Annotated in this window: 19 protein-coding genes and 1 pseudogene; 11 read left to right on the plus strand and 9 right to left on the minus strand. The window is 60.6% G+C overall.

Annotated features, from left to right (window positions below; all coding sequences use genetic code 11):
- Positions 1–10 precede the first annotated feature (10 nt).
- The 4 genes from ABVN19_RS05670 to ABVN19_RS05685 all read left to right on the plus strand — a co-directional run bounded on the left by ABVN19_RS05670 (position 11) and on the right by ABVN19_RS05685 (position 6,684).
- Positions 11–1,885 carry a DUF1302 domain-containing protein gene (locus ABVN19_RS05670; RefSeq protein WP_105641830.1) on the plus strand — a complete coding sequence of 625 codons (1,875 nt, stop codon included), beginning with the start codon at positions 11–13 and terminating at the stop codon, positions 1,883–1,885.
- Positions 1,886–1,908: 23 nt separating this feature from the next.
- Positions 1,909–3,264, plus strand: a complete 1,356-nt coding sequence (locus ABVN19_RS05675) for a DUF1329 domain-containing protein (RefSeq protein WP_028941551.1) — start codon at positions 1,909–1,911, stop codon at positions 3,262–3,264.
- A 70-nt stretch (positions 3,265–3,334) separates the two neighbouring features.
- Entirely contained in the window at positions 3,335–4,285 is a 951-nt protein-coding gene (locus tag ABVN19_RS05680) for a YCF48-related protein (RefSeq protein ID WP_105641812.1), read from the plus strand.
- Positions 4,282–6,684, plus strand: coding sequence for an efflux RND transporter permease subunit (locus ABVN19_RS05685; RefSeq protein ID WP_028941553.1), 2,403 nt, complete (start codon positions 4,282–4,284; stop codon positions 6,682–6,684). Before ABVN19_RS05680 ends, ABVN19_RS05685 begins: the two co-directional genes overlap by 4 nt.
- A gap of 94 nt (positions 6,685–6,778) precedes the next feature.
- On the opposite strand, the gene ABVN19_RS05690 is transcribed toward ABVN19_RS05685, so the two are convergent.
- Positions 6,779–7,198 (minus strand): NUDIX domain-containing protein, encoded by a 420-nt coding sequence (locus tag ABVN19_RS05690; RefSeq protein WP_028941554.1) that lies wholly within the window; start codon positions 7,196–7,198, stop codon positions 6,779–6,781.
- A gap of 48 nt (positions 7,199–7,246) precedes the next feature.
- Positions 7,247–7,705, minus strand: a complete 459-nt coding sequence (locus ABVN19_RS05695; RefSeq protein ID WP_105641811.1) for a helix-turn-helix domain-containing protein — start codon at positions 7,703–7,705, stop codon at positions 7,247–7,249.
- Between the two features lie 117 nt (positions 7,706–7,822).
- On the opposite strand from ABVN19_RS05695, the gene ABVN19_RS05700 reads away from it, so the two are divergent.
- Complete coding sequence (locus ABVN19_RS05700; protein WP_105641810.1) at positions 7,823–9,043, plus strand: MFS transporter; 1,221 nt, start codon at positions 7,823–7,825, stop codon at positions 9,041–9,043.
- Positions 9,044–9,167: 124 nt separating this feature from the next.
- Here the strand turns inward: ABVN19_RS05700 and ABVN19_RS05705 are convergent, their stop codons facing one another.
- On the minus strand, positions 9,168–9,752 hold the full coding sequence (locus tag ABVN19_RS05705) for an ABATE domain-containing protein (protein ID WP_028941557.1): 585 nt from the start codon (positions 9,750–9,752) through the stop codon (positions 9,168–9,170).
- Between the two features lie 94 nt (positions 9,753–9,846).
- Here ABVN19_RS05705 and ABVN19_RS05710 point away from each other — a divergent pair, with 94 nt between their 5' ends.
- From ABVN19_RS05710 to ABVN19_RS05720, 3 genes are read left to right on the plus strand one after another with little or no spacing between them, the layout of a single operon-like run.
- A complete protein-coding gene (locus ABVN19_RS05710; protein ID WP_036989282.1) occupies positions 9,847–10,737 on the plus strand; it encodes an alpha/beta hydrolase in 891 nt (296 codons plus the stop codon).
- Complete coding sequence (locus ABVN19_RS05715; protein ID WP_028941559.1) at positions 10,734–11,702, plus strand: zinc-dependent alcohol dehydrogenase family protein; 969 nt, start codon at positions 10,734–10,736, stop codon at positions 11,700–11,702. Before ABVN19_RS05710 ends, ABVN19_RS05715 begins: the two co-directional genes overlap by 4 nt.
- The gene (locus ABVN19_RS05720) at positions 11,699–12,007 is read left to right on the plus strand and encodes an antibiotic biosynthesis monooxygenase (RefSeq protein ID WP_028941560.1); all 309 of its coding nucleotides are present in this window, start codon (positions 11,699–11,701) and stop codon (positions 12,005–12,007) included. Before ABVN19_RS05715 ends, ABVN19_RS05720 begins: the two co-directional genes overlap by 4 nt.
- Before the next feature lie 119 nt (positions 12,008–12,126).
- Here ABVN19_RS05720 and ABVN19_RS05725 read toward each other — a convergent pair whose 3' ends face one another.
- The 3 genes from ABVN19_RS05725 to ABVN19_RS05735 all read right to left on the minus strand — a co-directional run bounded on the left by ABVN19_RS05725 (position 12,127) and on the right by ABVN19_RS05735 (position 14,331).
- Positions 12,127–13,023, minus strand: a complete 897-nt coding sequence (locus tag ABVN19_RS05725) for a serine hydrolase domain-containing protein (RefSeq protein ID WP_028941561.1) — start codon at positions 13,021–13,023, stop codon at positions 12,127–12,129.
- A 93-nt stretch (positions 13,024–13,116) separates the two neighbouring features.
- A complete protein-coding gene (locus tag ABVN19_RS05730; protein ID WP_245219004.1) occupies positions 13,117–14,100 on the minus strand; it encodes a nitronate monooxygenase in 984 nt (327 codons plus the stop codon).
- Positions 14,101–14,145: 45 nt separating this feature from the next.
- Complete coding sequence (locus tag ABVN19_RS05735; protein WP_146117322.1) at positions 14,146–14,331, minus strand: hypothetical protein; 186 nt, start codon at positions 14,329–14,331, stop codon at positions 14,146–14,148.
- Positions 14,332–14,574: 243 nt separating this feature from the next.
- Between ABVN19_RS05735 and ABVN19_RS05740 the strand changes: the two are divergent.
- Positions 14,575–15,324 (plus strand): annotated as a pseudogene (locus ABVN19_RS05740) (hypothetical protein).
- 373 nt (positions 15,325–15,697) lie between these two features.
- On the opposite strand, the gene ABVN19_RS05745 reads toward ABVN19_RS05740, so the two are convergent.
- The 3 genes from ABVN19_RS05745 to ABVN19_RS05755 form a co-directional block, all read right to left on the minus strand.
- Positions 15,698–16,087: a hypothetical protein gene (locus tag ABVN19_RS05745; RefSeq protein ID WP_028941564.1), complete on the minus strand. Its 390-nt coding sequence runs from the start codon at positions 16,085–16,087 to the stop codon at positions 15,698–15,700.
- Positions 16,088–16,277: 190 nt separating this feature from the next.
- Positions 16,278–17,336 (minus strand): NAD(P)-dependent alcohol dehydrogenase, encoded by a 1,059-nt coding sequence (locus tag ABVN19_RS05750; RefSeq protein ID WP_105641808.1) that lies wholly within the window; start codon positions 17,334–17,336, stop codon positions 16,278–16,280.
- A 97-nt stretch (positions 17,337–17,433) separates the two neighbouring features.
- A complete protein-coding gene (locus ABVN19_RS05755; RefSeq protein ID WP_105641807.1) occupies positions 17,434–17,988 on the minus strand; it encodes a UPF0149 family protein in 555 nt (184 codons plus the stop codon).
- A gap of 164 nt (positions 17,989–18,152) precedes the next feature.
- Here ABVN19_RS05755 and ABVN19_RS05760 point away from each other — a divergent pair, with 164 nt between their 5' ends.
- Both ABVN19_RS05760 and ABVN19_RS05765 read left to right on the plus strand, forming a co-directional pair.
- The gene (locus tag ABVN19_RS05760; RefSeq protein WP_028941567.1) at positions 18,153–18,704 is read left to right on the plus strand and encodes a hydrolase; all 552 of its coding nucleotides are present in this window, start codon (positions 18,153–18,155) and stop codon (positions 18,702–18,704) included.
- Between the two features lie 520 nt (positions 18,705–19,224).
- Positions 19,225–19,695, plus strand: a complete 471-nt coding sequence (locus ABVN19_RS05765; RefSeq protein ID WP_028941568.1) for a hypothetical protein — start codon at positions 19,225–19,227, stop codon at positions 19,693–19,695.
- Positions 19,696–19,760: the final 65 nt, after the last annotated feature.

Below are 19,760 nucleotides of genomic sequence, written 5' to 3' on the forward strand. Positions count from 1 at the left end.
GGAGACCTGCATGCAGCATAAGAGCTATAACGTCCGTACCTTTGTGAAACCGCTGGCGGTCGCCATTTCCTGCGTGTCGGCCGGTGCCGCCCAGGCACTGCCATTCCAGCTGGAAAATGGCTGGGAAGGGGAGTGGAACACCACGCTGTCGGTGGGTTCGCAATGGCGTGCGGAGGATCAGGACCGCGCGCTCTACAGCGCCGCCAACGGCGCCTTGCTGGGCAAGTCCGGCGGTACTGGAGGCTCGGTGGATGCCGGCAACCTCAACTACGACAAAGGCGACCGCGTCTCGACCATTGCCAAGTTCGTCACCGATCTGTCGCTGCGCAATGGCGACATGGGCGGGCTGGTGAGGGTCAAGGGCTGGTACGACCAGGCGCTCAAGGACGAAGACGTCAATTTCGGCAGTGCCTCCAGCGGGTATCGCAAGAGGCCGCTCAATGACGACGGCTATGCCGATCTGCAGAAGTTCAGCGGCGTCTACCTGCTCGATGCCTACGCCTACAACACCTACTACTTCGATGAAACACCAGTGCAGGTGCGCCTGGGACGCCAGGTGGTCAACTGGGGTGAAAGTGCCTATATCCAGGGCATCAACCAGATCAACCCGCTGGATGTACCCGCCTTGCGCCGTCCTGGCACGGAACTCAAGGAAGCGCTGATTCCGGTGTGGATGGGCTACCTCAACATCGGCTTGCCAGCCGGGATTTCCATGGAGGCGTTCTACCAGCTCAAGTACGAGAGCACCGCCATCGAAGGCTGCGGTCATTACTGGTCGGTAACCGAAGGTGCGGTGGGCAATGACTTCGGCGACTGCCAGTTGGGGACCTTCCTGGGCGATACCGACCCGTCCTCGCCGACCAAGATTGCCGCCGGTGCGTACTTGCCCCAGGTCAAGGGCAAGGATCCGCACGACAGTGGACAGTGGGGCGTGGCGTTTCGCTTTCCGCTCGATGCACTCGATGGCGAGATGGGCCTGTACTACCTCAACTATCACTCCCGCACCCCCTACCTGGGCTTGCGCAGTACCGACTCGGCGTCGCTGTCGCAGTTCCCGGAGGCCGGCACGCCCGGCGCGATTGCGCGCAATACCGAGGGGCAGTTCGTGGGGCCAAGCTGGGAGTATCCGGAAGACATCCGCCTGTTCGGGCTGAGTTTCACCACCACGCTGGCGGGGTGGTCGATCGGCTCGGAACTGAGCTACTCGCCGAACCAGCCCGTGCAGATCAATGGCGGCGACTTGCTCAACGGTGCCCTGGCCGGCATCGGCCCGTCTGCCGACCTGCTGCAGGCGGTCAAGGTCAACAGCGCGCCCTTCACCGCAGGATGGGACCGCTACGAGAAAACCCAATTCCAGATCAATGGCGTGAACGTGTTCCCCAATGTACTCAAGGCCCAGAACCTGACGGTGGTGGCCGAGGTGGGCTTTCAGTGGAACAACGTAGGGCAGGGCGACGATGACCGCCGCTACGGCCGCGGCTTCATCTACGGCCTGGGCTCGTCACCGACGATTCCAGCCGGGGGCAGCACCTGTACCAACCCGGTACCTGACCTGGTCAATTCAAGCCCGGCTGGCTGCAAGAACGACGGGTATGTCACCGACTTTGCCTGGGGTTATCGCCTGCGCGGGCAACTGGACTACAACAACTTCCTGGGCACCAGCATCACGGCATCACCCTATGCCTTCCTAGGCCAGGACGTTGACGGTGTGTCGATGGATGGGCAGTTCAACGAAGGCCGGATTACCAGCGCGGTGGGCATTACCTTCGATTACAACCAACAACACAAGCTCGATTTCAGCTACGTGAGCTTTGACAACAGCGCCGAGTACGACCCCCTGCACGACCGCGATTTCTACGCCGCCAACTACAGCTACAGCTTCTGACAGAACAACAAGAGGTACATCCCATGAGCACTATTTTTCATGCCGCGCGCCTGGGCGGCCTGGCGTCTGCCTTGCTGCTCGCCCTGAGTGGCCAGGCACATGCCCAGATCACCGCCGACCAGGCCGCGCGCCTGGGCAAGGACCTGACCCCGCTGGGCGGCGAGATGGCCGGCAATGCCGATGGCTCGATCCCCGCATACACCGGTGGCCTGGCACAACCGCCAGCCGGCTGGAGCCCGGAGCAGGGCTACATCGACCCGTTTGCCGACGAAAAACCACTGTTTACCATTACCGCTGCGAACCTTGCACAGTACAAGGACAAGATCACTCCGGGCATGCAGGCGCTGCTGGCCAAATACCCCACCTTTGCGATGCCGGTCTATCCCACCCACCGCACGGCCATGGTGCCGCCGTCGATTGCCGAGAAGGTCAGGCAGGAGGCCGTGCATGCCCAGCTCAACGGTTTCGGGGTGAGCAACCTCAATGGTTCGACCACGCCGTTCCCGATTCCAGCGAATGGCCTGGAAGCGGTGTGGAATCACAATGTGCGTTACCTGGGGGGCGGCTTGCAGCGCACTTACGCATCGTTCCCGGTGCGCAGCGGGGGGGACTACTACACCGTGCGTCTCGAAGAGAACCGCGTGTTCGACACCAACATGGACAAGTCCTCGGAAAACCGCCTGCTCAACTATTCGGCGCGGTTCATTTCCCCGGCCACCCTGGCGGGCACCGTGCAACTGGTGCAGGAGCCGATCGACCAGGTCAAGGAGGTGCGCTCGGCGTGGATCTACAACGTCGGCCAGCGCCGTGTGCGCCGCGCCCCGGACCTGGCCTACGACAACGTCAACGACGGTACCGAAGGCCTGCGGGTGACCGATGACTTCGACGGCTACAACGGTGCGCCCGACCGCTTCGACTGGAAGCTGATCGGCAAGCGCGAAATGTACGTGCCGTACAACGACTACAAGCTCGGCTCCAAACAAGCCAAGTACAAGGACATCCTGACTGCCAACACGCCCAACCCGGATTTCATGCGCTATGAGCTGCACCGTGTCTGGGTGGTCGAAGGCACCTTGCGCCCGGATGCCAAGCACGTGTATGGCAAGCGCGTGATGTACCTGGACGAAGACTCCTGGACCGTACTGGCCAGCGATGCCTATGACACCCGCGGCACTTTGTGGCGTGTGGGTGTGCATCCGCTGATCCAGTACTACGACGCTCAGGTGTCGTGGTATCGCGCCAACATCTGGCACGACCTGAGCAACGGTAGCTACTACCTCGCAGGGCTTGCCAACGAAGAGCAGCAACCCTGGAAATTCGGCACCAAGGGCCGCTTCGTCGATTTCCAGCCTGACGCCCTGCGGCGCATGGGCAAGTAGTCCGGACCCGCTTTCGTCAACCCTGCATCGAGCGGCTGCCCGTCCGCTCGATGCTCACTGGAATTTTGCTATGTCGATTCGCCTCCTGGATTTCCTGGCGGGCGCAGGCCTGTGCCTGCTGGCCACCGCTGCACATGCCGAGCCGCCCGGGCTTGATTATCAAGTCAGTCCCAACCATGTCCTGCTGCTTGGCCTTGCGAACAGTGGGCAGCATCTGGTCGCCGTCGGCGAACGGGGCGTGGTGATGGTCGCCGATCAACAGGCACAAGGCTGGATAACCGTGCGCACGCAAACCACTCGCACCCTGTGCGGCGTGGCCTTTGCCAATGCCGACGTCGGCGTTGCCGTCGGGCACGGTGGCGTGCTGTTGCGCACAGAGGACGGTGGCAGGCACTGGACGGCGCTCGAGACAGCGGCCAATGGCGATGCACTGCTTGGCGTCGCGGCAATGGGCGAAGGGCGCATGGCCGCCTGGGGGGCGTTCGGCCTTTACCTGTTGTCCAAAGACAACGGCCTTACCTGGGAGCGCCTGCCGGTGGTGGAAGAGGCGTTCGACCGGCACATTTCCCGGATCATCGCCCTGGCCGATGGCAACTGGTTGCTGGTGGGCGAGAGCGGCACGCTGGCGCAATCACGTGATCGTGGCGAAACCTGGCAGGCATTGGCCAGTCCCTACGCCGGCAGTCTGTTCGGCGCCCAGCAGTTGCGCAACGGTGACCTGCTGATCTACGGCATGCGCGGCAACCTCTGGGTGTCGAGTGATGGCGGCCAGACCTGGAGCCAGCGCGACAGTGCAACGACCCTGGCCTTCAACGGTGCGGTCGAGCTTGCCTCCGGGCGGGTCCTGGTGTTTGGCAACAGCGGTTTGTTGTTGGCCAGCGATGACCAGGGGCACAGCTTCACCGCCTTGCCATCCACTCACGCCAGCCTGGCCAAGGCGCTGGAGCTCGACAGCGGGCGGCTGCTCGCTGTCGGTGACCGCGGTATCACCTCGCTGATTGCCACCGGAGCACACCCATGAGCATCCAGGAAAAATACGTAGGCAGGCACGAGGAACTGGCGCGCAACAACGTTGCCCAGGGCCTGGTCGGTAAAGTGTCGTACTGGATTTTCCACCAGCGCAAGCCGTTGCTGGCGCTGTTCATGCTGATCACCCTGGCGCTGGGCTACAGCGCTACCCATCTGAAAGTGGAGGCGGGTTTCTTCAAGATGATTCCGTTGCACCACCCGTACATGAAGACCTTTCTGGAGTACCAGAAGGACTTCGGTGGGGCCAACAAGGTGCTGCTGGCGGTAAAAAGCGACAAGGGCGAGATCTTCACGCCCCAGGCCATGGCGGTACTGCGCCAGGTGTCGGATGAAGTGTTCTTCATCAACGGCGTGGAGCGCAGTTCGGTCACCTCGCTGTTCACCTCCAACGTGCGCTACACCGAGGTGGTCGAGGACGGTTTTACCGGCGGCAACCTGGTGGACTCCAGCTATGCCGGAACCCCACAGCAGATTGCCCAGGTGCGTGAGCGCACGCTCAAGTCCGACTGGATGGGACGCATCGTCTCCAATGATCTGTCGTCGGCCATGGTGGTGGCCAACCTGCAGGAGACCGATCCGGTCACCGGCCAGCGCCTGGACCTGCAGGCGGTCGCCAATGCCCTTGAGCGGATCCGCCAGGACAACCAGGGGGCCGGCATCAGCATCCACATCATCGGTTTCGCCAAATCCATTGGCGATATCGCCGAGGGTGCTTCTGATGTCCTGGCCTTCTTTGTGATTGCCTTCGTCATCAGCGCTCTGCTGCTGTACTGGTATTGTGGTTCGCTGATGCTGACCGGCTGGGCGCTGATTTGCGCCATGGTGCCGGTGGTCTGGCTGCTTGGGTTGCTGCCGCTGCTCGAACTGACGCTGGACCCGATGTCGATCCTGGTGCCGTTCCTGATTTTCTCCATCGGTGTGTCCCATGCCGTGCAGATGACCAACGCCTGGAAACTGGAAACCCTGCAGGGTGCAGACGGCATCACCGCGTCGCGCAATTGCTTTCGCAAGCTCTTCGTGCCGGGTGCTGTTGCGCTGCTGGCCAACGCCCTGGGCTTCATGGTGATTGCGTTGGTGGACATCGAGATGGTCCGCGAGCTGGCCATCACCGCCACCCTCGGTGTGTCGGTGATGATTGTCACCAACAAGATGCTGCTGCCGATACTGCTGTCGTTCATGCGTTTGTCTGCCGCCGATGCGCAGAAACTGCGCGGCAAGGAAACCCTCGGTGCCGGCGTATGGGAGCGGCTGGGCGTGCTGGCGACCCGTCGCGGCGCGGCCTGGGCGTTGCTGTGCGCGGCGCTGCTGCTGGGGTGGGGGCTTATCGAGGCTCGCCAGCTGCATGTTGGCGACATTGGCGTGGGCGTACCCGAACTGCGCCCCGATTCGCGCTACAACCAGGACGTGGCAGCCATCACCCGTGACTTCGCCATTGGCGTCGACCTGCTGCAGGTGATTGTCAAAGCCCAGGGCGAGGAGACGCCCTGCGTGAAACGGGAAGTGCTCGACCCGATCAACGAGTTGGAGCTGTATTTGCGTCAGGACGAGGGCGTGTCTTCAGTGCGCAGCCTGGCCGGCTTCGTCGGCAACATCACCCAGGCCTACGCTGAAACCGACTTGAAGTGGCGTGTACTGCCCGAGTCCACCGCCCAGATCGCCCAGGGTGTCGGCTTTGCCACCCGCGTGGGTACCGAGTACATGAACAGCGCGTGCAATGCCATTCCGGTGTCGATCTACACCCGCGACCACCAGGCCGATACCATTACCCGGCTGATGGACAAGATCAAGGCGTTCAAGGCGGTCAATGACAACGATCAGGTCAGCTTCCAGTTGGCGTCGGGCAACGTCGGTGTCATGGCCGCCACCAACGAAGTGGTGCATGCCGGCGACACGCTGGTCAACGGCGCGCTGTTTGCCTCGGTGACGCTGCTGTGCCTGTGGATGTTCCGCTCACTGCGCATCACCCTCTGCGTGATCATTCCCCTGGCATTGGTCACGGTGCTGTGCAACGCCCTGATGGCGCTGCTCGGTATCGGCGTGAAGGTCAATACCTTGCCGGTGGTTGCGCTGGGTGTGGGGGTGGGCGTGGACTACGGTATCTACTTGTTCGAGCGCATCAAGCACGAGATGCACGAGAGTGGGGCGAACCTGCGCGAGGCGTTTGTCGAAGCGCTCAAGCAGCGTGGCACGGCGTCGGTGTTCACGGCGGTGACCATGACCTTGTCGATTGCCACCTGGGCCTTCTCGAACCTCAAGTTCCAGGCCGACATGGGCATCCTCCTGGCCTTCATGTTTCTGGTCAACATGCTCGGCGCGATCCTCTTGCTGCCGGCGCTGGCCGCCTGGCTGCTGCCGGCAGGCAAAGGCGCCAAGGCCTTGCATACACGCTGAGCAGCCCGGCCCATTGATCGACGCTTGTCGGCGATGTTGCCGAGGGACCCGGCTCATGGCTTGAGCCGGGTTTTTTTTGCAGGGCCGCATCCTGTCACCCAGGGGCGCGGGACAGTGCGATCGTCAAAAACTCGAGCGCCCGGCGAAACACCGGGTGGCAATCGGCATACGGCAACTGATCGAGCGAGGCCCAGAAAAATTCGAAATCATGACCATGGTCGTCAAGAGTGTGATGCGACCAGCATTCAGGCAGCGGCTCATTCACCTGACACAGCTGGAACGACCAGACCTGGCCCAGGTGCCCCGCCTCCCAGCAGCCCAGGTCGACTGTGATGTGGCTGGCGCTGAGGCCCGCTTCCTCCTTCAACTCGCGCACCGCCGCTTGAGCGGGTGTTTCTGCGTCCTCGATGGTGCCCTTGACCAGTTGTACCCCCGCCAGGGGATGACGAAACAGCAGGAGGCGAGGGCGTGGCGCAGGGGAGAGGACAACAGCGCAGGCTTTGTTCGGGTGCATGGCGATTTCCATCAGGTCGTTCGGGTAGCGGTTGGATTGGCAGTCGATTCACGAGGCGTCGGCAGTACGTCTGACTTTGTGGCAGTCAAACGGCCCCAAGACTTCACCACTGGCTGAACGAACCTCAAGCGGCATCAACGCCTGCCCGGACGCGTTGTCTACCAGCACGGAATGCGTATCGCCCGGCTCGAACAGAAAGCGCTCGCCCCACTGCCTCATGCTCACCACCACCGGGAAGATCTCCCGTCCTTTTGCGGTGAGCACGTATTCCTTGTAGGCGCTGCCATCCGATGCCGGGCAAATGTCGAATACACCTGCCTCGACCAAGGCCTTGAGGCGCGACGCGAGGATGTTCTTGGCCACGCCCAAACGCTTCTGGAACTCGCTGAACCGGCGAACGTCGTCAAATGCGTCACGGATGATCATCAGCGACCAGCGATCGCCAATGGCCTCCAATGTTCTTGCTACCGGGCATTCGCTGTTGGGCGGTGCAGTACCTTCGACCATCGTATTTACCTGTGGGGTAGGGAGTGTCGGTTTAATGTGGTTGCATTTTGAAACCTTAATTGACAACAATGCACTCAGGTTTCGAATTGAAACCAGTTTAGCGCCACGGAGGCGAACATGACAGCAGATGCCGGCCTTACCCACCAACGTTTCATCAGACAGCCCTCGGGGCTGTCTCCCTTACTCACGCTGTTGTTTTCCGTTACCTGTGCACTGGCCGTTGCCAACGTCTATTTTGCCCAGCCCTTGCTGGCTTCTATGGCGCAAAGCCTGGGCGTGACCCCGGGCATGATCGGCATGGTGGTGACGGCCACCCAGGTCGGCTACGCGCTGGGGCTGCTATTGATCGTGCCGCTGGGCGACAGGGTTGATCGCAAACGGCTGGTGCTGATCCAGGTGATTCTGTCTGCTGGTGCACTGGCCGCCGTGGGCGCCTCACAGCAGTGGCTGACCCTGCTGGGTGCCATGATCGTGATGGGTGTGCTGGCCGTAGTCGTTCAGGTGCTGGTGGCCTATGCCGCCATGTTGGCAACACCCTCGCAACGCGGGCAGGCCGTGGGCACCGTGACCAGCGGAATTGTTCTGGGCATTCTCCTGGCCCGGTTTACCTCGGGGCTGATCGCCGACCTTGCGGGGTGGCGCGCGGTTTATTTCATATCCGCGGGCTTGATGCTGAGCATCGCCGTGGTGTTCTGGAAAGTGGTTCCCGCCACCGAGTCGCCACGCCGCCAGCAGTCTTACCCAGCGCTGGTCCGGTCGCTGTTCACGTTGTTCATCACCGAGCCGGTGTTGCGGGTAAGGGGCCTGTTGGCGATGCTGACCTTTGCCGCATTTTCCGTGCTGTGGAGCTCGGTGGTGCTGCCATTGAGCGCTGAGCCATTAGCGCTTTCACACACGGCCATCGGCCTGTTTGGCCTGGCCGGTGTCGCAGGGGCGCTGGCAGCCAGAAGCGCCGGTCGCTGGGCTGATCGAGGTTTTGCGCAGCGCGTCACTGGCCTGTCGCTGGGCCTGCTGGTGCTGTCGTGGCTGCCCATCGCTTTTACCGAGACATCACTGGTTGCGCTGGTGTGCGGCGTGGTGCTGCTCGACTTCGCGGTGCAAGCGGTACACGTCACCAACCAGAGTCTCATTTTTGCTGCTCGGCCCGATGCCCAGAGTCGTATGGTCGGCGCCTACATGTGCTTCTACTCGGTTGGCAGTGCGCTGGGGGCCGCCGCTGCGACCCAGGTGTATGCGCTTTGGGGGTGGATGGCGGTCAGCCTGCTGGGGGCTTTGATCAGTGCTGCCGCATTGGCGGTCTGGGCCTTGGCGTGTGGAGCCTCTGCGCGCCCGGCGTGAAAGCTCGTGGGGACGCCGAAGCCTGGGCCTGCTGCGCCGCCTGGATCTATTGCAAATTGCGGAAGCGGACATCGTGCCGCAGCCCTGTAAACCTGGCACACGGCGAAGGTCTCCCCACCCTTGTTCAGGGTTTCTTCCTGGATCGAAATGCTGCCACTTTCATTCGGTTGCCGCAGGTCGCCATGCTGCACCAACGGCGGCGGTGGGACTTGGTCAGGTCATGGAAGAGCAGGACGCAGTCGTGGGCCTCGCATTGGCGAACGAACTCGAACTTGTCGCTCGTCACCAGAGCCACCAATGACTCCGCCACAGGCCCAAGCAGGCTTGCCGCACTGTTATCGCGCGGGTGGACGTCGATGCGAAACCCATGCACGGCATCGTCCCATTCCAGCATCCTCGCCGGGCGGCCCGCTTCCAGCACTTGATTGATCACGCTGAGGTCCGTTGGAACGCCGTTCATGGCGGCGCTGACCACCGCTCTCGAGCACTCGCGAAGCTGGCGGGCAAGGGCCAGCAGTCCATGCGGGATCTGCTCGCCAACGATGGCGGGCAACTGGCCCGCCGCCTTGAGCCAGCCGACCACGCTCTGGTCATCAACAAGACAGTCATGTCGATGGTCGCCGACCCCGTATTCCGTGTTGATGAAATCGAGGGCCAGGTTGTCAGCCACGAAGAGCGCGCCCTGTGGCGTATCGGTAGTCGGGTTCATATCGATCTGTAACCGCAAAAATTGTTTTGACAGGTTACCAAAATGGTGAGTAACCTTCAAATTCTTATTTTAACGGTTACAGAGGACTTGCATCATGACCGCTTCCCATCCGGTTCACTACCGCTATGAACAGGTAGGTGACGTAAAGGTTTTCTATCGTGAGGCAGGCCGGCCAGGCGCACCGACAGTACTGCTTTTGCACGGCTTCGCAGCTTCGTCGTTCATGTTCCGCGATCTCATTCCCGCGCTAGCCGACCGCTACCACGTGATCGCGCCGGATCTACCGGCATTCGGTTTCACCGAGGCACCTGCGCGGGGCGAGTATGCGTATACCTTCAGCCAACTGGCTGAAACGATCGGGCAATTCACCGAGCAGCTCAGCCTCGACCACTATGCCCTCATGGTTCACGACTACGGCGCCCCGGTTGGATGGCGCCTTGCCATTGCACATCCTGCTCGGGTTACGGCGATCATTTCTCAGAATGGCAACGCTTATGAGGAGGGGTTGGGCGAAAGCTGGGCACCTATTCAGAGGTACTGGCGCGAGCCCAGCCAGCCGAACCGCGAGGCCCTGCACGACTTCCCGACACCGGCTTCGATCAAATGGCAGTACCTTGAAGGGGTATCCGACAAGGGGTTGGTATCGCCCGATGGCTACACGCTGGAAGGGCTTCAGGTATCCCGGCCTGGCAATGCCGATATCCAGCTCGACCTGATTCTGGACTACGCCTCGAACGTTGCGATGTATTCGACGTTCCAGGCGTTCTTCCGCCAGTACCAGCCGCCGCTGCTGGCCGTCTGGGGAAAAAACGATCCCTTCTTCCTGCCAGCCGGGGCAGAGGCCTGGAAGCGCGATATTGCCAACGCCGACATTCGCTTTTATGACACCGGCCACTTCGCGCTGGAAACCCATGCCATGCAGATCATTCCCGTCATCCGTGAGTTTTTGGACAAGCGCGTTCAACGAAGCGAGGCTTTGCAATGAAAGCAGTTCTACTCAAATCATTCGGCGGCCCGGAATCGTTCGAGCTGTGCGACGTACCCAAGCCTGTGCCGCATACAGGGCAAGTCCTGGTCCGGGTACACGCAACGTCCATCAATCCGTTGGATTATCAGGTCCGACGTGGCGATTATTCCGGGTTGGTGCAACTTGCGACCATTACCGGGCACGACGTCTCTGGTGTTGTCGAGGCCGTCGGGCCGGGTGTGACAGCCTTCGCGCCGGGCGATGAAGTCTGGTACACCCCGCAAATATTCGACGGCCCTGGAAGCTATGCCGAGTACCACGTTGCCGCCGTAAGCATCATCGGGAACAAGCCGCCTTCGCTAAGCCACCTTGAGGCGGCAAGCCTGAGCCTGGTCGGTGGAACGGCGTGGGAAGCCCTGGCCGTGCGCGCGCGGCTCAGCGTTGGGGAAAGCATTCTGGTACACGGCGGCGCGGGAGGCGTCGGCCATGTAGCGATCCAGTTGGCGAAAGCCATGGGTGCGAAGGTTTTCACGACCGTGCGCGAAGCAAACTTCGAGTTCGCACGCCGTATGGGTGCCGATGTGATCATCGACTACGAAAAGGAGGATTACGTCGATGCCATCATGCGGGAAACGGCGGGCCGCGGCGTCGATGTCGTGTTCGACACCGTCGGCGGCAACACATTGTCGCGTAGCCCCGACGCGCTCGCACAGCTTGGCCGCGTTGTCTCGATCGTGGACATTGCTCAGCCACAAAACCTGGTTCAGGCCTGGGGCAAGAACGCGAGTTATCACTTCGTCTTTACCCGGCAGAACCGCGGCAAGCTTGATGAGTTGAGCACGTTGGTCGCGCGCGGTTACCTGCGGCCGCATGTGGGCGCGGTGTATTCGCTTGCCGATATCCCGCTTGCCCATGCCCGGCTGGAAAGTCCCCACAACGGTATTCAAGGCAAAATCGCGATTGCAGTCGAGGCAACGCCATGATTTATGAAATCGCTCTGCTACCTGTTCATCAGGAGCACATTGAAAGGTTCAAGCGCGCATTTGCCGAAGTCGCACCTTTGCTTGGCCGCGCAAAAGGTTACCTCGGGCACACGCTGGCGCAAGGAATTGAAACCCCCGAGCGGTTCAACTTGATCGTGCGATGGCAATCCCTCGAGGATCACACGCCGGGTTTTGAAGCGAGTGAAGACCATCGGCTGTTCATGATGGGTTTACAGGAGTATTTCTCGGAAGAACCGACGGTCTATCACCTTGAGGGAGAAACGCTTGGTACAGGCGAGGTGTGAGTTTGAATTGATGCGGCTGTGTTTGAGCGATAGCTGAAGCGATGGGGGCGCGTCGACGGGGCTGCAGCTATCGACCTCTGGCGGTTATCGGGCGGACCATGAGGCCGACGCCAAAGAGCTTATAGGTGTTTCGCTTCCTGCCGCAGGGCATCTATCAGCTGTTCTGCAACGATGCCTTCGACGGCCCCTTGGCTGGCGCCTGCCTCAAAAGCAGCGAAACACGCCGATGCGTCACCGTCGCAAATACGGTAAACGGCAATGACACTGCCAGGCCCGCAGCCTGTGTGTCCGCAGAGGGAGTATCCGCCGTCAATTGAACCCTGCATCACACCCAGCCCATAGCCGGGGGTGATCCATGGGCGGCCGGGAATCGGACCGCCCAGTGTTCGTGCAGCCTGCATTTCCTGGAGCAAGGCCGTGCAGAGAAGGTTGCCCGAGAGGAGCCGATCCAGGAATAGCGCTGCTTGTGAAATCGGGCCGATCAGCAAGCCATGGTAGACCCAGGCGGGATCATAGTTTGAGCTGCTGCCAAGATGGGTCGTTTGCAACGCTTCGCGCGTTCTGGCCAAGCGGACGCCCGCCAGGCCCAACGGGATCAGCGCGCGTTGAGTCACTGCTTCATCAAGCGCCAGATCAGTCAGCCGTTCAATAAGCCTGCCGATGAGCAAGTAGCCAACATTCGAGTAGCGCCAATCGGTTCCGGGGCTGTATCGAAGCCGAGTACCCTCGAGGCGTTGCATCATTTCACTTGCCGGCCAGGCTGACTCACCGTTGGCAACGGCGGCGTGATACTCCGCAAGTTCGCCATAATCGGCAAGACCTGCCTCATGCCGTAGTAGCTGGCGCAACGTGAAAGGTTGATCAGGCATTGGCTCGTCCAATCCGACCCGGCCATCACGCACCAGCGAGAGGGCTGTCGCTGCCAGGACTGTTTTGGTAAAGCTCCACCAGGGGACTATCAGTTCCGATGGGTCAGACGTTCGTGGCTGACCATTTAATATGAGTGAACTGAGCATGGGCTCTCCTTGGCGCGTTGATCGGATCGACAACTCGACAAGATACGCCATTCGCCCTTTTTCGCCGCGATCACGACCCAATGATCGAGTCGATTATCGGTTCATACGATCCAGCGTCTGCTCCAGCCCTTCGCGACATTCAGCGACCATGCGTGTCACCAGTTCGGCGCAGGTCGGGATATCGTCGACCAATCCGATCACTTGGCTGGCACAGATAAGACCGGCCGCGACATCACCCGACTCCAGGCCGTCGAGGCCACGACGGCCGGACAACAGATGCTGCAAGTCATCATAGGTCGCGCCACCAGGGCGCTGCTCCAGTGCGACGATTTCCTGTGCGACGGGATTGGTGAAAAAGCGCGCCGTTCGCTTGAGGGTTCGCTTGATCAGCGTGGTATCGCGCTCTGTCGCTGCCAACAAGGCTGCCTTGACGTCGTCATGGATGGCAGATTCCCGGGTCAGCATGAAGCGCGTCCCCATATTCACGCCGTCGGCGCCCAGGACAAGCGCTGCCGCCATACTGCGCCCGTTGGCGATACCGCCTGAGGCGATGAAAGGAATCTTCAGCACCTTGGCCAGGGCAGGAATCATGATCAGGGCTGGCACATCGTCTTCGCCGCAATGCCCGCCGGCTTCGAAACCATCGATCGAAATTACATCTGCACCATAGCGCTGTGCCGAAAGGGCATGACGTACCGATGTGCATTTGTGAATGACCTTGATGCCATGCGCCTTCAACTTGGCAATAACGGGCATGGGGTTGTTGCCGGCCGTCTCGACGATGCGTACATCGCCTTGAATAATGGCGTCGATCCAGCCGTCGTAGTTCACGTCATTGGCGGTCAGTGACAAGGTGAGATTCACGCCGAAAGGCTTCGAGGTCAGCTCACGGGTGCGCTCGATTTCATCGCGCAGGTCGTCTGGTGTGGGCTGTGTGCGAGCCGTCACCATGCCCAGCGCGCCGGCGTTCGAGACAGCAGCGGCCAGCTTCGCGCGCCCGACCCATTGCATGCCACCTTCGATGATGGGGTACTGGATGCCCAGCAGTTCGGTGATACGGGTTTTCATGAGTGTCATGTAACGACTCTGCTGTCGGGGGAGGGTGTAAGCGTGCAGGGTGGGTCAGTCGCGCCCGGCAAAATCGGGATTGCGCTTCTCAACGAACGCCTTGACGCCTTTCTTCAGCTTCAAAACTATCGCGAATGACTTTATGGCAGGAGCTACCCGGTTCGGGGGGGCTCCAGAGCGTTGTGCAGAGCCAAAAAACAGCGGTGGAATGGAGGGTTGAATGTCGCTCAAAGCGGTCATTGAAATCTGTCTCTCGGATGTTTGACATTAAAGTCAGGTTTAACGTTGACGTTTTTTCAGCGATCTCAAAGGCTTGCTCTGGCGAATCTCGACTGGCGTGACGGCGTGGAGTATCAAGGCGCAGGAGGTGCCCAGTGAAATTTTCCGGTCGATGCCATCACGCTGATCCAAGCACCTGGAGAGAGATTGAAACTCGCCAGCGCCGTTTTAACAGGATTGCTGTTCAGCTCTGTTGCCAGCCATGTGTTGGCGGGGACGCCTGAAATTCCCAGCCCTACGGATACAAAGATAATCGCAGGCCACCCAGTACCCGTCGTCAAGGGTGGCCTGTACGATCGTTATCGCTCGAATCCTCCCTCGTCAGTGATTGCAGCAGAACTACCCGGCGTCGATTTGAGCTGTTCAACGGATTGGAAAAACACAAGGTCGACATTGGCCTTGAGTCGTACTCCCCAAACTTCTACTACCCGAACAGCCGAGTAACGGCAGTCTTTACGGCCGACCTGGACGCACTCCGGGCACTGATGCCGCCCGAAGTGTTGGAGCTGTGCAGCTCCTGCCAATACAGAGCGTGCAAGGGTTCGCGGTGTCATCGGTTACAACCTGCCGAAATGGCTGACCGGTATAGACCGTAAAGAGGATGCTCACTCTGTGGTCTATGACATCACCGACAGCCAGACCGGAAAAGTCGACGTGTCCTTCAAAGCCGAGAAGATCGACGAGCGCTCTCACGTTGTCGATATCGTCACCAGCAGCTTCACTAACCTCGACCACCTGGGCCAACTGGCCTATGGGTATGCTGTTTCCCGCCAGCTCAGTCACGGCTACAGCCGGGGTGTGGATTCGGCTACGCTCACACTGGGCGACGGCAGCCTGGCGAAATACCTCCGCGCCTTGAAGCTTGGAAAAATGATGAAGTACGAATATGTACCGGCATTCCAAAGTGCACTCTACGCGCCAAAACCGCTCGCCTCCCTGCTTGAGGCGCGCTGATACAGGCCAAATCCATCAGATCGTGCCTGATGAAAAATCAGGGTTGTGGTCAGTTGAACTATTGAAAATTGCACGCTGAAAACCTGCTCGGGTGTCACGCGCGCAATGTCTGCAGCGAACGCCAATCGGTTCGCTCTCGAAAGAGACCAGGCAATTGCAGGGGCGGATAAAAATCCTGCCCCTGCCTTTTACACAGTCACTGAATCGATGCGTTTCAGAGTTGGTTCAATGCCCAGCAGCTGGGCTCCGCTCCTGGCCAATAGTTGCCCCTCGCGTTGTTCGCCTTACATCATCGGTGGTCTTTTTGAACGCTGCCGTCCGGGCATTCAGGCTTCCCCGACGAGCAAGCAGCCCGACCCTGTTGCAACGCTCCTTATTCTTCCATCTCAAGCTGCGGGTTGTAGTACTTGGTCGCATCCGGCGTAAAGGTCACCACCATCCCGGTGCGCGAGCAGTTGAGGGTCAGTTCGTTACTGGTATCAATGCGCAGGTCTTCGCCGCGCAGGCCCTGCCATTGGGCGAGGTATTTCAGCGAGCCGTATTTTTCACGCTTTTTCAGCGTGCGTTCGACACCGCCTTTCCAGCCCAGCACGGGGAGTTCGCCGGCGAGGCAGCGTTGGGCGATTTCCGGGTGCTTGAGGGCGCGTTCACGGCCGATTTCCCAGCAACGGATCAGGCCGTTGTCGGGGCCTTGCCAAGTGTCGGTCCAGGTGAGGGTGGGGCGGGGTGCGACGTGGATCGGTCGGTGGACGATGGTGGACATGCAGCCTCCCTGGCTAGTTTTTTGTAGGACAACACGGGTTTTGGAATGTGATGCTACTAATTGGCCATCATTGGTGTCCAGTGCCGGGAGATGGGCGGGTGCCTGCACGGTTGGAGGGGGCTGGATTACGACCGCTTTGCGGCCGATCGCAGGCTGGGGGTGATGACCCCAGCGGATGGGGTCATCAGGCTTAAGGTTTCGCCGCGTCGTCCAGGCTGGCCATGTCGATGACGAAGCGGTAGCGCACATCCGAGCGTTCCATGCGCTCAAAGGCTTCGTTGATCTGGTCCATGCGGATCATTTCACAGTCCGGAAGGATGTTTTTGCGGGAGCAGAAGTCGAGCATTTCCTGGGTTTCGGCGATGCCACCAATGGGCGAGCCGGCCAGCCGTCGGCGGCCAAGGATAAAGGGCACGGTGAGTTGTTCGTCGATGGGGCCGACCTGGCCGACGATCACCAACGTGGCGTCGACGTCCAGCAAGGCCATGTACGGCGATACGTCGTGGCGCACGGGGATGGTGTCGATGATCAGGTCGAAGCTCGAACGGGCAGCGGCCATTGCCTTGGCGTCGGTCGATACCAGCAGGTTGTCGGCGCCCAGCTCCAGGGCGTCGGCGAGTTTGTCCGGGGTGCGGCTGAGTACGGTGACGAAGGCGCCCAGCCCGGCTGCCAGTTTCACCGCCATGTGGCCCAGGCCACCCAGGCCGATCACCGCCACGCGGCTGCCGGGACCGACGTTCCAGGTGCGCAGGGGGGAGTAGGTGGTGATGCCGGCGCACAGCAGCGGGGCCGCTTTGGCCAGGTCCAGGCCGTCAGGTACGCGCAGCACGAATTCTTCACGCACGACCAGGTGCTTGGAGTAACCGCCGTAGGTGGGCTCTTTGCTGATGCGGTCCAGGCCGTTGTAGGTCTGGGTGTTGTTCTCGCGGCACAGTTGTTCTTCGCCTTTGCGGCACTGGTCGCACTGTTGGCAGGAATCGACCATGCAGCCCACAGCCACGGTGTCGCCAACTTTATAGCGGGTAACGGCGCTGCCAATGTCGGTTACCCGGCCGATGATTTCGTGGCCGGGGACGATCGGGTAGCGGCTGAAGCCCCAGTCATCCCGGGCCTGGTGCAGGTCGGAGTGGCACACGCCGCAGTAGAGGATCTGCATGGCGACGTCGTTGGGACGCAGGCTGCGGCGCTGGAAGGTGAAGGGCGCCAGTGGCGCCTGCGGGGTTTGTGCTGCATAGCCGATGGTGAGCATGGGGGGCACCTCTTGGCAGAAGAGTCAGTCAATGACTATAGCCATCCGTGGTGCATCCGCCTGTAGCCGCTGCCGTCAGGCAGCGACTACAGGTTTTTCAGCGTTGCGCCAGCCAATGATCATGCAAGGCCCGCGCAGCCGGTTCGATGGCTGCCACGCGCTGGCGATGCAGCACCACGTCGAAATCCACCGGCAGTTCGTAGTTGTCCTGCTCGGCGCAGTCAGTGATCAGTTGCAGGCGGCCTGCCATTGGCTCGGCCAGTGCCGGCCAGTTGCCGACCGCCACGCCACGCACGTAGCCAAAGCACCATTCTTCAGCCAGGATCAGGGGTTGGCCGCGATGTTCGGTTTGTTCGAAGCGCGCCTTGAATGCCTCGGGTGCGGTAGCGAGCTGGGTGGCCAGGGTGTTGAGGTGGCGCACGCACAGGTCGATGAAGCGGCGGCATTCTTCGGGCTTTTGCCATTCCGGGGTGCTGCCGCCCCAAATGGCCGGGAACCACTCGGCGATATCCACCTGCGCAGGGCTCGACACCAGTGCCGTGAAGTAGCCGTCGAGCTCGGAAGGGTTGAGCACGGAGTGGTCGTCGCCATACTTGAGCAAGGTGTCTTCGATGAACTCGAACTCGCTGGGGGTCAGGGGTTGGGCGTGCATGAACAGGGTCCTTGGCGAGGTGAGCGGGAAAAAAAGCGGGGAGGATGGCGCGTTGCGGCGAATTTTTCCAGTCCGGCGTGAAGTGGGCGGTCACTTGCCGGCCATTGACGCCACGGCTGCTGCTGGGCGAGCCTTGGCGGCTCACTCAAGACGAGGTGCTAGGGATGTTGATCAAGCCTAACCAGGCCACTCTGCTGGTCATAGATGTGCAGGACAAGCTCATTGGTGCGGTCAGCGACCCGACCGGCACCCTGGCCCGCACTCGCTGGCTGCTGGCCGCTACGCATGCGCTGGGCGTACCCACGGTGTTTTCCGAGCAGTACCCCAAGGGGCTGGGCCACACCGTTGCGGCGCTGATCGAGGCCTCGCCCGCTGCCGAGGTGGTGGAAAAATTGCACTTCTCCTGTGTTGCCGCCAACTGCCTGCCGGCCTCGCTACTGGCCCGGGAGCAAGTGATCGTCTGCGGTATGGAGACCCATGTGTGCGTGCTGCAGACTGTGCTTGGCCTGCGAGAGCTGGGCAAGCAGGTGTTCGTGGTCGAAGATGCCTGTGACAGCCGCACCAGCGCTAGCAAGGTTGCGGGCATCGGCCGCATGCGCGATGCAGGGGCGCAAATCGTTACCCGCGAGATGGTGGTATTCGAACTGATGGGAAGTTCCAGTCACGAGCAGTTCCGGCATATCAGCAAAACCTACATCGTACCGGGAGACAGTTGAGCGCCGGCAGTGAACCGCGTGCGGGATAGAGCGTCAAGCCGATGAACGGGTTCCGAATGCCAGTGCGCAGTAATGCAAGATCTACTGTCCCCTCATTCAAAGGGGGCAGTCACCATGAAGTGCTGGTACACCAACAGTCGTTTCGGGTTTTAAGCAATTCGCTCGCCACCCCGGCGGACATGAAATATGGCTGCCGGGTGGTCAACTACAAGGGCACGTTGTTCTGTTCCTATATTGCAGATGGCGAGGATGAGCACGTCAGTTTCATTACCAAGCCCTCTGCCGCCTCCTGGAGTGCCCCGGTTGCGATCGGCATCGAAAGCCTTTCCGGACCGCCCGCCATTTTTGTGTTCAACAATAAACTGTATGTGCTGTGCAGTGGTCAGCACCATCCTCGCGAGCTGAGCGTTTCAGCCAAACTTGGCGAATATGATGATCTCAGTGGAGGCTTCAACGCGATCGATTTCCCTATACAGTTCAGTGGCGGGCCCAGTGTGGTGGAGCACAACGGGGGCTCTATATGTTCTACACGGTGCCAGGCACCACCACAGTGTTGTGGAAAACCACGCGCGACATGCTGACGTGGAGTGAAGCGAAGACCCTCAAGATGGACAGCACGCTCGAGCTTTCCTGCACGCTCGATCCGGTGGCCATCAGTTATCAGGGGCTGATTCATATCGTGGCCAATAATGAACTCGGAAAGGGATCACTCTTGTTGAGGTTTGATGGCGACGCTGCCTGGACGCGCGCCAAGTCATTTATCGGACAGGACTATTCAAGTTCCCCGGGGATGGCGATTCACAATGGTTTGTTGAAGCTGGTGTTCAGTGGCTGGAAAGGAAACCTGGGAAGCAGGGCGCTCGATCTCTTTTGCTACGACGGCAACGTGGTCAGTGAGCCGGATACCAGTTTGGCCCTGGGGGCGAAGTTTCAGGTATCCATGGCGGTTCAGGACGGTGTGTTGTGCGTGCTGTACCACGGTCAGGGTTGAGCTGTATCCCGCCGAGCAGTTGTCTTCTTCCAAGGACTCGTGCCATGCCACTGAATCAGGATATT

It is taken from the genome of Pseudomonas vranovensis, assembly GCF_040438935.1.
Taxonomy (GTDB): domain Bacteria; phylum Pseudomonadota; class Gammaproteobacteria; order Pseudomonadales; family Pseudomonadaceae; genus Aquipseudomonas; species Aquipseudomonas vranovensis.